Source organism: Amycolatopsis sp. cmx-11-32 (genome assembly GCF_047608695.1).
In the GTDB taxonomy this organism is placed as follows: Bacteria; Actinomycetota; Actinomycetes; order Mycobacteriales; family Pseudonocardiaceae; genus Amycolatopsis.
This window is the reverse complement of record NZ_JADNQN010000016.1, coordinates 150,975-163,358: the sequence shown is the minus strand read 5'-3', so window position 1 is coordinate 163,358 and position 12,384 is coordinate 150,975. Positions and strand designations below refer to the sequence as shown.

Sequence of the window (12,384 nt, the reverse complement as noted above, 5' to 3'; positions counted from 1 at the left end):
ACGCGAGATCGCGCGAAGCTAGGGTTTGCCGTCCGCCAGGCGGACCGCCTCCAGTGCGACGTAGAGTTCGCCGATGTCGACCGGGTCGGACAGGTCGCGCCTGGTCAGCTCCTGCACCCGGCGGAGCCGGTACCGGACCGTGTTCGGGTGGACGATCAGCCGGTCCGCGGCCTCCTTGGCCGAGCCGTGCCCGGCGAACCACGCGACGAGCGTGTCGAGAAGGACCTGCCGTTCGGCCTTGGGCAGCACCAGGATGCCGGTGAGCACCGAGCGCACGACGTCCCGTGACATCGCGGGAGCGCTCGCGACCAGGGTGGTGACGGGGGAGTCGCCGAAGACGGCGACACCGGCGGTGCCGGTGGCCAGCGAACGGCGGGCGACCCTGGCCCGGTGCACCGCGTCCGGTAGCTCGAGGAATCCGTTGAAGGGCCTGCTCATCCCCACCGCGAGTGGCAGGGTGCCCAGTACGTCGCGCAGCCGCCGGACGTCCTCGACCCGGTCGATCACGACCAGTCCGATCTCGGCGCCCGGCCGCCAGGCCGACTTCCAGCGCCGCGCCCGCAGCAGCGCTTCGACGCCGGGACGTTCCTTCGGCGCGACGGCTTCGGTCACGACGGCGACGAACGTGCCCGCCGCCGGGAGATCGAGTTCCTTCGCGGCGTTCTCGAGTTCCGCCTGGGTGGCGAACCGGCCCTGCAGCAGGCCGTCGAGCAGCGCGAGCTTCTCGTGGGAGAGTTCGGCGGCGACCTCGCTGTACGCGGTGGTCAGCGCGTCGGAGTAGAGGTCGATGGTCTTCCATACTCCTGCGTTGATCTCCACCGTGCGCGCGGGGTTGATGAAGCCGGGCCCCGCCAGTTCCAGCAGGCGCTCGTAGACGAAGATCCCACCGATCCGGAACGCGCGGAGCACCGACGGCAGGGGGATACCCTGCCGGGCCTGCGCCAGCCCGGTCTTGCGGGCCGCGTCGAGCGGGAGACCCCGCCCCTCGACCAGCGCGGTCAGCGCTCGTTCGAGATTCGCCCGGCAGACCTGGCGCAACTCGTCCGGCGCGGTGCTGTCGACCTGGTGATAGAACTCGTCCTCGTCGCTGAGCAACTGGGCAAGGCGGTCGCTGAACTCGGGCAGCCGGGTGAGCATCGCCTGCATGAGCACACGCTGCTCCCGGGGTGCGGGAGTAGCGAGAGCGTCGGTGCCCATCCGTCAACTCTAACCCGTGCGCGTGGCCGCTTTTTATCACGATGCGACGAAAGGGCGGTTTCCGGTGCTGAGCGCGTCTGACAAGAAGGAACGCCGCCGGACGGAGACCCCGTCGTCCGGCGGCGCTTTCCCCCGGTTCGAATGATCAGTGGTTGATCTTGAACCACGGCTGCGACCAGCCGAGATAGGTGTAGTTCCACTTGCTCTTGATCTGCGCGATCGTGGTCTCGGTGAAGCTGCCGGGGCCGTTGATGTCGTTCGACAAGAACTTGCCGCCCCCGATGGAGATCATCGTGTGCCCGGTGCCGCCGTTGCTGAAGAAGGCGAGCCCGCCCGCGGGAACCTGGGTGTCACCGGGGTGCTTGTACGAACCCGGGAGCTGCGTCCAGTGCACGTAGGCCGTTTCCGAACCGCTCGCGGTCCAGCCGTAGGCCCACGAGTTGATCCGGTCGCACCAGCGGTAGTAGTCGGGGTCGTTGTGGGTGTGCACGTGCGCCTTCGCCCACGCGACGGCTTCGGCGCAGGTCCTCGGGTTGCCGGTACCGGCGGTGGAGCAGGAGAGGGTGCTGCCGGCGCAGTCCGGGGCGACCCGGCCGTCCGAACCGGTGTGGACGTAGGCGTCGCTGATGTAGCCGCCCTTCGACGGCACGTAGTCCCAGATGTCGGTGGTGCCGTACTTCCCGGTCACCGTCGAGCCGTTCGTCTGGCAGTCGATCGTGACGGCGGAGCCGCTCGCGACCGTGCCGACCGCACTCCCGCCCGTGCTCGGGGTCGACCGGACGGTCACCGCCACGCCGGAGTCGGTGTTCACCGTGCCCGTCGCCGCCAGCGCCTCGTTCGCGCCACCGAGCATGATCGCCCCGGCCAGCGCGATCGTCGCCATGGAGCCTCTGGCGATCCTCGATCGGATCTTCATCTCTGTCCTCCAGTGGTTTCCCCAGATAGACGGACAGGATGCAGGACGCTCGTACAAGCGGCGTACAAGAAGCGATCGTCCGAAGTGGACGGTTCTATGCCGGGACGAGCGCCGGTTCGGCGACCCTTCCGATGATCGGGACATCGGTCGTGTACCGGGCGTTCCGTTCGGTGAGCAGGACACGTAACCGCGCCAGCGCGCGAAACTGGGCCGCGCGGACCGCTCCGGCGCTCGGCAGGCCGAGTCGTTCGGCCGTCTCCTCGGCCGAAAGGCCGAACACGAACCGGAGGGCGAGCACCTGCCGGTGCGGCATCGGCAACCTGGCCAGCAGGATCCCGGCCTGCATCCGGTGCTCCAGCCGTTCGATGTCGTCCGGGTCGCGGCGGGCCCAGAGGGTCAGGCCGTCGCCGATCTCCGGGACGCAGGCGACCGGTTCGCGGGCGCGGCGCCGGTAGAGGTCGGCCACCTTGTGCCCGGCGATACCGAGGACGAACGCGAGGAACCGGTCCGGGCGGTACCGGTAGCGTGGCAAGGCGATCAGGACCGCCTGCAACACCTCCTGCGCGCAGTCCTCGGCGTCGCAGGCACCCGTTCCGGTGCTCCCGAGCCTCGCGGCGCAGTAGCGGAACACGTGCGGGGAAAGGAAACGGGCCAGTTCCCGGACCGCGTCCGGATCACCGGCGACGGCCGCCCGGACCAGTCTGCTGTCCGGGTTGGGCAGCCGCCCCGCCGTCGCGGCGGCACGGGAGTCCGCGGGTACCGTCGATGGCGTTACCTCGTCCAAGTCAGCACTCCTGGTTCGGGAAACTTTCCGCCAAGGTGCGCCCGTCATCGGGGACTGGGACTTCGTGCGCGGTTGTCCAGCTTGCCGTGCCGCGCAAGGGATGTCCACACGTTCGGCGGGAAGTCATCCGAACCGCTCAATGTCTACTGTGGACGTTGAGGCTGCGAGCCTTCGAGGCAGGAGAGCACCGGAGGATAGGCGGTGGTGTCGGTGCTGAGGAAATCCGAGGTCCAGACCAGGCAGTGCGCGAGTACCCGGATCCGCTGGTCGAGGTCGGCGTTCTCGCAGGCCGCGCCGATCTGGTCGGCGCAGGTGGCCCGGTCGTCGCGGACGCTGGCGGCGATGGCTCGGACGATCGCGGCCACCCCCGGGTCGAGTTTGTCGGGCCGGACCGTCGCGCCCGCGGGGTCCCGCAAGCGCAGCGTGAACGGTTCACGGATTCGCAGTGAACGACGGCGATCCTTGGCGGCCAAGGAGAAGGTGTCGACGAGCCGTCCGACGACGTCGTCGAGCGCTGGTCCCCGCCGTCCGGAGGAGGCGATGGACACGAGTGCGGCGGCGAGTCGGTCGGCTTCACCGGATCTCGTGAGTGACAGGAGATCGCGGGCCACGGTGTGCGCGTGTCTGGGACTGGCTTTCATGTCGGGCCCCTCGCTTGGTCGTGCCGACAACCAATACCCCGCAGGGGGAGAGCTAAACACAAATGGATGCCGGATTGGGGCGGATGGCGGTACTGGTCATGTCATTCGGCTCAGAGCTGAAGGGCCCTTTCCCCGCATGTCACGCGGGAAAAGGGCCCTTCACCGCGTCACATGCGGCGAAGGGCCCCTTCGGCCTAGCGCGCCAGCAGTTCTCGCAGCGCCTTCACCACCTCCGACGGCGATTCCTCGGCCATGAAGTGGCCCGACGTGACCGTCCGATGGTCCAGATCCGTCGCCCACGCCCGCCAGAGTGCGACGGCGTCGTAGCCGAGCGCGGCACCCCAGTCCTGCTGGAGCACGGTGAGCGGCATCGCGAGCCGGTTACCCGCTTCACGATCCGCTGTGTCGTGTTCGACGTCGATGCCCGCCGACGCGCGATAGTCGGCGACGATCGAGGTCACCGCCCTCCGTGACGCCTCCAGGTACGCGGCACGGACGTCGGCGGGGATCGCGTCGCCACGCTGCGTCCAGGCGTCGAGGAAGTGCCCGAAGAACGCGTCGGGCGCGGCGCCGATCAGCTGTTCGGGCAGTCCGGGCGGTTGGGCCATCAGGAAGAGGTGGAAGCCGACCGCGGCGCGGGTGCCGTGCAGCACATCCCACATGTCGAGGGTCGGCAGCACGTCGAGGATCGCGAGGTGGCTCACGTGGTCCGGGTGGTCGAGCCCGGCCCGCAGGGCCACCAGCGCGCCCCGGTCGTGCCCGGCGAGGGCGAACCGGTCGTGGCCGAACGCCTTCGCGACGGCGACGACGTCGGCCGCCATCGTGCGCTTCGAGTAGGTCTCGCCGGTGTCCACGGGCTTGTCGCTTTCGCCGTATCCTCGCAGGTCAGGGCAAAGGACGGTGTGGTCCGCCGCCAGCTCGGCCGCCACGTGCCGCCACATGAGGTGGGTCTCGGGGAAACCGTGCAGCAGCACGATCGGGCTGCCGGTCCCGGTGACGGCGACGTCGAGTGAGACGCCGTCCGCCACGGGCACGCGCTGGTAGTCGAATCCGGTGATGCGCATGGGTACCTTCCTGGTCGTTCGCTGTCACGGCCAGCGTCCCCGGCCCGAATCAGCACCCGGTCAGCGACGACCGGGCGGCCGGGGCACGATGATCACCGTCGGTGAGCCAGGAGGTGGCGATGCGGTTCGGGGTGCTCGGTCCGCTCGTGGCCGAGGACACGCGGGGTGACGTCGGGCTCAAGGGACCACGCCACCGCGCGGTGCTGGCCAGGCTGCTGATCGCGCGAGGCCGGGTCGTACCGGTGGAACGCCTAATCGACGACCTGTGGGAGCGTCCGCCGGAGGGCGCTGTCGGCGCCGTCCAGACGTTCGTCGGTGCCCTGCGCCGGGCCTTGGAGCCGGATCGCGCGCCCCGTGAGCCCGCGCGGCTGCTCGTCACGGTCGCCCGGGGCTATGCCCTGCGCGCGGACTCCGTCGATGCCTGGGATTTCGAGGCCGCCGTCACATCGGCCCGCGAACTCGTCGATAGTCGGCAGGCGAGGACCGCACTGTCGCGAGTGGACACCGCGCTCGCGCTGTGGCGCGGGCCCGCGTATGCCGAGTTCGCCGAGGAGGGCTGGGCGCGGGGCGAGGTCTTCCGGCTGGCCGAACTCCGGCTGCTGGCGTGGGAACTCCGTGCTGAAGCCCTCCTCGCGCTCGGGCGGGCGGCCGAGGCGATCCCTGAGCTGGAATCGCGAGTGCGCGAACATCCGTCGCGGGAGAACGGTTCCCGGCTGCTGGCCTTGGCGCTCTACCGCTCCGGACGGCAGGGTGACGCGCTGGCGGTGTTGCGGACCACGCGCGAGCTGCTCGCCGACGAACTCGGCGTCGATCCGGGCGTGGCCCTGCGTGACCTGGAAGCCGACATCCTGGCGCAGGCACCCCGGCTGGAACCGTCCGTGCCCGAGACCGTCGAGCGGCCACTGGTCGGCCGCGACCCGGAGCTGACCCGGCTGACGGAGGCCGCTTCCAGCGGGAGGTCGCGGCTGGTGCTCGTCTCGGGCGACGCCGGGGTGGGGAAGACCGCGCTCGCCGAGGCGTTGTCCGCCCGCCTCGCCGCGCAGGGCTGGACCACGGCCTGGGGGAGCGACCCCGACGACGAGGGCCTGCCGCCCGCCTACGCGTGGAGCCGGATCCTGGCCTCGCTCGCCGACGCCGGATACGGCGCCCCGCCGGCGGCGGACCCGGTCACCGAAGACCCGATGGCCGCGCGCTGGCGATGGCATCGGGCTGTCGCGTCCTACCTGACCGGTGCCGCGCCTCTCCTGCTCGTCCTCGACGACCTGCACTGGGCGGGTGAGGAGACGTTGGCATTGCTCACCTCGGTGCTCGCCGAACCGGTGGTGATCGTCGCGACCTATCGCGGCACCGACCCGTCCGCGCGCCTGACGGACTTCCTCGGCCGGGCCGCTCGCGCCGAACCGGTGCGCGTCCACCTCGGTGGCCTGCCCGAGACCGCGGTCGCCGACCTGGTCCGCGTCACGACCGGGCAGGACGTCGACCCGGAAACCGCCGCGGTCATCCACCGGCGCAGCGGCGGGAACGCCTTCTTCGTCCGCGAACTCGCCCGGCTGCTGGCCGCCGAGGGCCCGGCCGCGCTGGACACGGTGCCGCCGGGAGTCCGCGACGTCGTCCGGCATCGGGTGGAGGTACTCCCGGACGAGGTTCGCGGCGTCGTGCGCCGGGCCGCGGTGATCGGCACGGACGTCGATCTGGGCCTGCTCGAAGCCCTGGCGGGGGAAACGGCGCTCGACGCGGCCGAAAGCGCGGTCCGGCACGGATTCCTGACCGAGCGGGCACCGCGCCGGTTCCGGTTCGCGCACGCTCTCGTGCGGGACACGCTCTACCACGATCTCTCTCGTTCGCGCCGTGCCCGCGAGCACGGCGCGATCGCTGAAGCGCTGGAAAGCCTGCGCCCGGACGACGTCGACGCGCTGGCGCACCATTTCGTGCTGTCCGAGGAGCACTCCGACCGAGCCGCGCACTATGCGCAGGCGGCCGCGGAAAGGGCGGAAAGCCGTTTCGCGCAGGCGGAAGCAGCGAGACTCTGGGACGCCGCGCTCACCGCGTACGACCGATCCGGCGACGGAGACGCGGAGAAGAGGCTGGAGCTGATCATGGGCAAGGCCCGCGCGTCAGCTGTGTCCGGCGGCCTCGGCCATGCCCGGCGGCATCGGGCCGAAGCGCTGGAGCTGGCGGAAAGGCTGGACGATCCGCTCGTGACCGCGCGAGTGATCGGCGCCTTCGACGTCCCCGCCGTCTGGACCGAAAGCGACGACCCGGAGCTGGCTTCCCGGATCGCGGACGCCGTCGAACGGACCCTCGCCGCGTTGCCCGCCGAACGGACGGCCGAGCGATGCCGCCTGCTGGCCACGCTCGCCGTCGAACTGCGGAACGCGGGCGGGCAACGGGCTCGCGACGCGGCGCGGGAAGCCGAGGCGCTCGCACGACGGCTCGACGACCCCGCGTTGCTGGCGTTCGCGCTCAACGCCCGGTTCCTGCAGTCCTTCGACCGGGCGGGGCTGGCACCCCGGCGGGCCGAGATCGGCGCGGAACTGGTCGACCTCGCGTCGCGGCACCGGCTGGTGACGTTCGAGATCCTCGGGCACCTCGTGCTCATGCAGGCGAAGAGCGCGCTCGCGGACTTCGCGGCCGCGGACCGGCACGCCGCGTCGGCGGACGAACTCGGGAAGAAGTACGACGCTCCGCTGGTCGGCGTCTTCACCCAGTGGTACCGCGCGACGCGGACCGCGATGACCGGCCCAGGCGGGGAAGCCGCCTATCGCACCGCGGCGTCGGGGCTCGCCGGCACGGCCATGTCCGGAGTGGACAAGGGAATCCTCGCCCTCGCCTCGCACTGTGACCGGATCCAGCGAGGCTTGCCGCCCGACGCGGGTGAAACGCGTTACGGCGCTTACGAAAGCTGGTGCCGCCCGGTTCTCCCGATTCCGGACTCGCCCCGGGATCTGCTGTACGAGGCCCGCACCTGCCTGCACGCCGTCGTCGCGATCGAATTCGGCGACCGGCCGGTGATGGAACGGCTCTACACCGAACTCCTGCCCGCCGACGGCGAGATCGCCGGGGCCGGGAGCGGGATGGTCACCCTTCGCCCGGTCGCCCGCTACCTCGGTGATCTCGCCACCGCTCTGGGCCGTTACGAAGCGGCCGCCGCGCACTACCGGCAGGCGCACGCCATCGCGATGAAGGCCGGTTCACCGCACTGGGGTTAGCTCAGGGGCGGTTGTGTCGCGAAAGTGGCTTTCGCGACACCCCGGACCCACACCCCCGCACTAGCTCACTCCCGCATCGCGCGGCGGATCTCGGCAAGCTTGTCCTTGGCGGCCTTGTCGCGGTCGGCGATCTTCTTGTCCAGCGAGGCCACGTCTTCCTTGCCGCCGAGGCCGGCGAGTTCGGTCGAACCCAGCGAGGTCGTGTACCGCTGCTCGATCCGGTCCCGCACGTGGTCGAACGACGGCACCCCCGATTCGCTGTAGTCCGGGTCCGGAACCTCGACCGGAGGGGTCGGGGACTCTTCGACGATCTCGGCGTCGAGGATTTCCGGCTTCTTCTCCGGACTGTTCTCACTCATGGTCACTCCGTCCTTGCCGCCAGGGCACGGCTTCGGTCATCAAACCGAGCATGCCCGAAACCAGGCGCATCTGCTCGACCGTGCGGATGTCGGCCTCGACCAGCCGCGGAGAGCAGACCACGATCGCGAGCGCCTGCGCCCGCGAGAGAGCCACGTTGAGCCGGTTGCGGGAGAGCAGGAAGTCCAGTCCGCGCGGCAGGTCGATCGCCGAGGAGGAGGTCATCGTGGTGATCACCACCGGCGCTTCCTGCCCCTGGAACCGGTCCACCGTGCCCACCCGCACGCCGGGATGCCCGGCCTGGTCCAGTGCGCGGGCCACGACGCGGGCCTGCAGGTTGTACGGCGCCACGACCAGGATGTCCTCGTCACCGAGCGGCCGGGGCTCACCGTGATCGGTCCAGGAACGGCCGTGGAGATCGGCGACGAGAGTGGTGACCGCCTCGGCCTCCTCGACCGAACGCGTCGTGTTCCCGTGGTGGTCGACTTCGGCCAGGTACAGGCCCGCCTCGACGCCTTCGATCGCCCGTTCGGCCGCCGTGGGGTGCGAGTGCAGGCGGCCCGCGTAGGACAGCCGCGAGACCGGCGCGCAGACGGCCGGGTGCATCCGGCGGGTCTCGTCGAGGAAGTAGCCGAGTTCGGCCGGGATGATGTCGGCCTCGCCGATCAGATGTCCCAGCGCGGACGCCTCGGCGCCCGCGGGATGCGTGCCTTGCACGACCTGTGGCAACTGCTGCGGATCGCCCAGCAGCAGGAGGTTCTTGGCGCACATCGACACCGCGAGCGCGTCGGCGAGGGCGAACTGGCCCGCCTCGTCGATGATCAGCAGGTCGAACGGTTCTTCGCGGATCGCGGCGTTCGCGAACGTCCAAGCGGTCCCGCCGACCAGATGGCCGGTGTCGTGCTCCTCGCGCCATTTCACCAGCGCGGGATTGGTCTTCGGCTGTTCCCACGGCGCGGCCGGATCCGGGGTCCGTTTGGCACGTTTGGCGCACGGCAGGTCCGGCGCGTTCTTCAGTGCGGCGGACAGCACGTTCTCCACGGCCTTGTGGCTGGTCGAGGTGACAGCGACCGTCTTGCCCGCGCGCACGAGCTTCGCGATCAGCCTGCCGGCCAGGTAGGTCTTGCCCGCTCCGGGCGGCCCTTGGACGGCAAGGGCGGAGCCGTCCAGCTTCTCGACCGCGTCGATCACGGTGGTCACCAGGTCGGAGCCCGGTTCGGGCAGGGTCTGGTCGTCGCGCAGCCGGGGCGTCGTGCGCCGGAGCAGGTCGACGCCGGGGTGAGCGGGCAGTACCGGCAGTGCGTCGACGACGAGGCGGGCGAGGTCCGCGACCGCGTCGTCCTTGGGGGAGGGCCGGACCGGGCTGCCGGGCAGCACCGCCACCGGCCGGTCGGCGGTGGTCTCGTCGGGCGGGCAGCTTTCCTCGAGGGTCAGTTCGACGGCGGTGGCCGAGACGACCTTGGCGTCCCGTGCGGCGGCGCCGTAGCGCAGGCGGACGTCGTCGCCGGGAGCGAAGGGATGCGGCCGGTCCGGGTCGCAGCGAAGCGTCAGTGACCGCTTCGCCTTGCGGACCCGGCCCGAAGGCGGCACCCATTCCCCGGCTTCCATGGCCACCGGGACGGTGCAGGCGTTGTCGGTCTCCAGATCACCGAGCGGGGCGGCGAGCTGGCGGAAGTACTCCCACCACGCCGGATTCGTCTCGCGGCGGTGATAGCCGACGGACGCGGCCAGCAGCGCGCGAGCGCGGTCCTCGCCGGTGAACTCGGCCGGATCGTCGGGAAGACCGTCCAACAGTGGATCGACCAGGGCGGCCAGTTGCGCGGCGCGTTCCGCGCGCTTCTGCGCGGCGACGTCCTCTTCTGTCTCGCGGAGCAGAGCGTCCACATCGGACTCCTCCGGCGGCTCGGCGAGCGCGATCCCTTTCTCCGCGCGGATCTGGTGGAGGAACTCGAACAGCCGCAGGGTGGAGACGCAGTCGTATTCGTTGTAGTCGCTGATCCCGCGCAGCACTTCGTCCGCGTGCTCGGTCTCGCCGGAGGCGGTGAGCGTCAGGTATTCCTCGTAGGCCTCGATGCTCGAAACCGCCGTCTTCACGTCGCCGTCGCGGGCCCCGGGCATGTAGAGCGGTTCGAGGTACTTGATGGAGTACGACCGCTGCGAGACCCGGAGTGCCTTACGCACCACGGCATACAGGTCTACGAGTCCGCCGCTGCGCAGCAGGTGGTCGACGGCGTCCTCGCGGGTCCCGTGCACCGCGGCGAGCCGCTTGATCGCGGTGACCTCGTACGGGGCGTAGTGGTAGACGTGTGAACCGGGATGTTCCGTGAGCCTCGCGGACGCGAAGTCGACGAACTCTTCGAAGGCACGCTTCTCCTGCGACCGGTTGTGCGCCCAGAACGGCGTGAACTTCATGGTGTCTTCGGCGGTCACCGCGCCGAAGAGGTATTCGAGCCCCTCGCCTGCCAGCGCGTACGGATCGCCTTCCATGTCGAAGAAGACGTCGCCGGGCGCCGGTGGCGGTAGCTCCGCCAGCGCGCCGGGATCGATGATCTCGTAGGCGATCTCGCCGGTGGCGTCCTGGCGGACCTGGATCGCGGCCTGCGCGCGCAAGGTGGTGAACGACGTCACCGAGATGTCGCGAGGCCGGTCTTCCGGTGTCGCCTTCGCGAGGGTGTCGATGGTGTCCAGTCCGGCGGCGACGAGTTTGCGCCGCTGGTCACCGCGCATCCCCGCCACCAGCGAAAGATCGCGATCGGCCTCGCGGGCGCTCGCGCAATGCGCGGCGTAGGAGCAGCCGCCGCAAGCGGGCCGTTCGTCGGCCCACAGCGGGGCCGGCAGGGCGGGCGGCCGGTTCCGCAGCCGGGCGCGGAGCCGGTCCACCAGCGGGAGGAAGTCGTCGACGCGGAACGAACGGGTGCTGTGATCGCCGAGCAGCAGGTGCATCTGCGGACCAGCGGGCCAGCCCGCCCGGCGCAGGGCGTCGGCGTACGCGGTCAGCTGGACCACCGCCGCGGGCTTCGCGTGCCTGGCCAGCTTCGTGTCGTACACCTCGTAGCGGCCTTCGTCGTCCCGCATCAGGAAGTCGGCCCGGCCGGAGAACTCGCCGTCGTGGAAAACGGCTTGGTAAATCACCGGAGCGCCGGCTCGTAACGCCTCTTCAGTGGCCTTCGCGGCGACGACCGGGTCTCGTTCGTCGATCTCGACGACCGCGCTCTTCTCGCCGCGCAGCTTGTCCAACGTCGCGGCCTCGTGCGCGCGCCCGTGGGTGACCGCCAGCTGGTCCGGCCCGGAGCCCGGCCGCGGCGCCCCGGGGAGGTCGGCGGCCAGCGCCTGGTTCAGGACGCTGCGGTGCTCGCATTCGAGCAGGTCGGCGAGATCGGACGGGGTGTACATCGCCCGGGAGTCTGACATGGACTCCCGCGCGGACGGCCCCGGCACGCCGGAGTCAGCCGGAGGTGTGGTCGAACTTCAGGTGCGTGGTGATCCGGTAGCGGTCGCCCCGGTAGATCGAGCGGGTGTACTCGATCACGCGGCCACCGGGGTCGCGGGTGGTGCGTTCGAACAGCAGTGCGGGGGAGTGCTGCGGAACGCCGAGCAGGCCGGATTCGTCGGCGTCGGTGACGGTCGGTTCGGTGATCTGCACGGCCGTCGACGGCCGGACCTCGTACCGCGTCCGGAGCAGTTCGTAGAACGAGCCCGACTCGAAGTCGGCGCGCGTGATGTCCGGCACGATCTCGCGCGGCACGAGGATCCGCTCGATCGCCATCGGCGCCTCTTCGACGATCCGGAGGCGGGTGACGGCCACCAGCGGGCGGCTGGGGGAGACCTCGAGCCGTTTGCCGAGCCGCGCCCCCGCGGGCGTGATCTGGAAGTCGACGACCTTGCTCGTCCAGTGGCCCTCGGCCGGCGGGGCGAACTGGTCGCCGCCGGTGGTGGGCAAGAGATCCTGGGAGATCTTGCGTGGCGCGGTGAACGTGCCGCGGCCGTGCTCGCGGACGACGAGGCCGTCTCGCGCGAGTTCGTCGATCGCGGCTCGCAGGGTGGGGCGCGAGACACCGATCTGGGTGCTCAGCGTGCGTTCCGAAGGCAGGACTTCGCCCGGTTGCCGCCGCTCGATGAGCTTGCGCAGCCGCTCCTTGACCTCTGTCCGCCGCATGACCACAGCCTACCCAGTGGTCGTCACGAATTGGCTGGTGGACAAGTTGTCTAGACCTAT

9 protein-coding genes are annotated in these 12,384 nt (G+C 70.6%); 1 reads left to right on the top strand and 8 read right to left on the bottom strand.

Features of this window, described 5'->3' with window-relative positions:
• Window positions 1-18: 18 nt before the first annotated feature.
• The 5 genes from ACM6LR_RS34825 to ACM6LR_RS34805 form a co-directional block, all read right to left on the bottom strand.
• On the bottom strand, window positions 19-1,197 hold the full coding sequence (locus ACM6LR_RS34825) for a PucR family transcriptional regulator (RefSeq protein WP_414942188.1): 1,179 nt from the start codon (window positions 1,195-1,197) through the stop codon (window positions 19-21).
• A 145-nt stretch (window positions 1,198-1,342) separates the two neighbouring features.
• Window positions 1,343-2,113, bottom strand: coding sequence for a hypothetical protein (locus ACM6LR_RS34820; RefSeq protein ID WP_414942187.1), 771 nt, complete (start codon window positions 2,111-2,113; stop codon window positions 1,343-1,345).
• Window positions 2,114-2,207: 94 nt separating this feature from the next.
• Window positions 2,208-2,897 (bottom strand): sigma-70 family RNA polymerase sigma factor, encoded by a 690-nt coding sequence (locus tag ACM6LR_RS34815; protein WP_414942186.1) that lies wholly within the window; start codon window positions 2,895-2,897, stop codon window positions 2,208-2,210.
• Between the two features lie 143 nt (window positions 2,898-3,040).
• Entirely contained in the window at window positions 3,041-3,538 is a 498-nt protein-coding gene (locus ACM6LR_RS34810; RefSeq protein WP_414942185.1) for a hypothetical protein, read from the bottom strand.
• 194 nt (window positions 3,539-3,732) lie between these two features.
• A complete protein-coding gene (locus tag ACM6LR_RS34805) occupies window positions 3,733-4,602 on the bottom strand; it encodes an alpha/beta fold hydrolase (RefSeq protein WP_414942184.1) in 870 nt (289 codons plus the stop codon).
• Window positions 4,603-4,721: 119 nt separating this feature from the next.
• Between ACM6LR_RS34805 and ACM6LR_RS34800 the strand changes: the two genes are divergently transcribed.
• Complete coding sequence (locus ACM6LR_RS34800) at window positions 4,722-7,811, top strand: BTAD domain-containing putative transcriptional regulator (protein ID WP_414942241.1); 3,090 nt, start codon at window positions 4,722-4,724, stop codon at window positions 7,809-7,811.
• Between the two features lie 65 nt (window positions 7,812-7,876).
• On the opposite strand, the gene ACM6LR_RS34795 is transcribed toward ACM6LR_RS34800, so the two are convergent.
• The 3 genes from ACM6LR_RS34795 to ACM6LR_RS34785 are packed head-to-tail and all read right to left on the bottom strand — an operon-like array spanning window position 7,877 to window position 12,324.
• The gene (locus tag ACM6LR_RS34795) at window positions 7,877-8,170 is read right to left on the bottom strand and encodes a hypothetical protein (protein WP_414942183.1); all 294 of its coding nucleotides are present in this window, start codon (window positions 8,168-8,170) and stop codon (window positions 7,877-7,879) included.
• A complete protein-coding gene (locus ACM6LR_RS34790) occupies window positions 8,163-11,561 on the bottom strand; it encodes a TM0106 family RecB-like putative nuclease (protein ID WP_414945307.1) in 3,399 nt (1,132 codons plus the stop codon). Before ACM6LR_RS34790 ends, ACM6LR_RS34795 begins: the two co-directional genes overlap by 8 nt.
• Window positions 11,562-11,613: 52 nt before the next feature.
• Window positions 11,614-12,324: a GntR family transcriptional regulator gene (locus ACM6LR_RS34785; protein WP_414945294.1), complete on the bottom strand. Its 711-nt coding sequence runs from the start codon at window positions 12,322-12,324 to the stop codon at window positions 11,614-11,616.
• Window positions 12,325-12,384: the final 60 nt, after the last annotated feature.

What these genes read in the sequence shown, in the direction of transcription:
- ACM6LR_RS34825 (WP_414942188.1), bottom strand. Translation starts at nt 1,197, where the DNA reads ATGGGCACCGACGCTCTCGCTACTCCCGCACCCCGGGAGCAGCGTGTG.
- ACM6LR_RS34820 (WP_414942187.1), bottom strand. Translation starts at nt 2,113, where the DNA reads ATGAAGATCCGATCGAGGATCGCCAGAGGCTCCATGGCGACGATCGCG.
- ACM6LR_RS34810 (WP_414942185.1), bottom strand. Translation starts at nt 3,538, where the DNA reads ATGAAAGCCAGTCCCAGACACGCGCACACCGTGGCCCGCGATCTCCTG.
- ACM6LR_RS34805 (WP_414942184.1), bottom strand. Translation starts at nt 4,602, where the DNA reads ATGCGCATCACCGGATTCGACTACCAGCGCGTGCCCGTGGCGGACGGC.
- ACM6LR_RS34800 (WP_414942241.1), top strand. Translation starts at nt 4,722, where the DNA reads ATGCGGTTCGGGGTGCTCGGTCCGCTCGTGGCCGAGGACACGCGGGGT.
- ACM6LR_RS34795 (WP_414942183.1), bottom strand. Translation starts at nt 8,170, where the DNA reads ATGAGTGAGAACAGTCCGGAGAAGAAGCCGGAAATCCTCGACGCCGAG.
- ACM6LR_RS34790 (WP_414945307.1), bottom strand. Translation starts at nt 11,561, where the DNA reads ATGTACACCCCGTCCGATCTCGCCGACCTGCTCGAATGCGAGCACCGC.
- ACM6LR_RS34785 (WP_414945294.1), bottom strand. Translation starts at nt 12,324, where the DNA reads ATGCGGCGGACAGAGGTCAAGGAGCGGCTGCGCAAGCTCATCGAGCGG.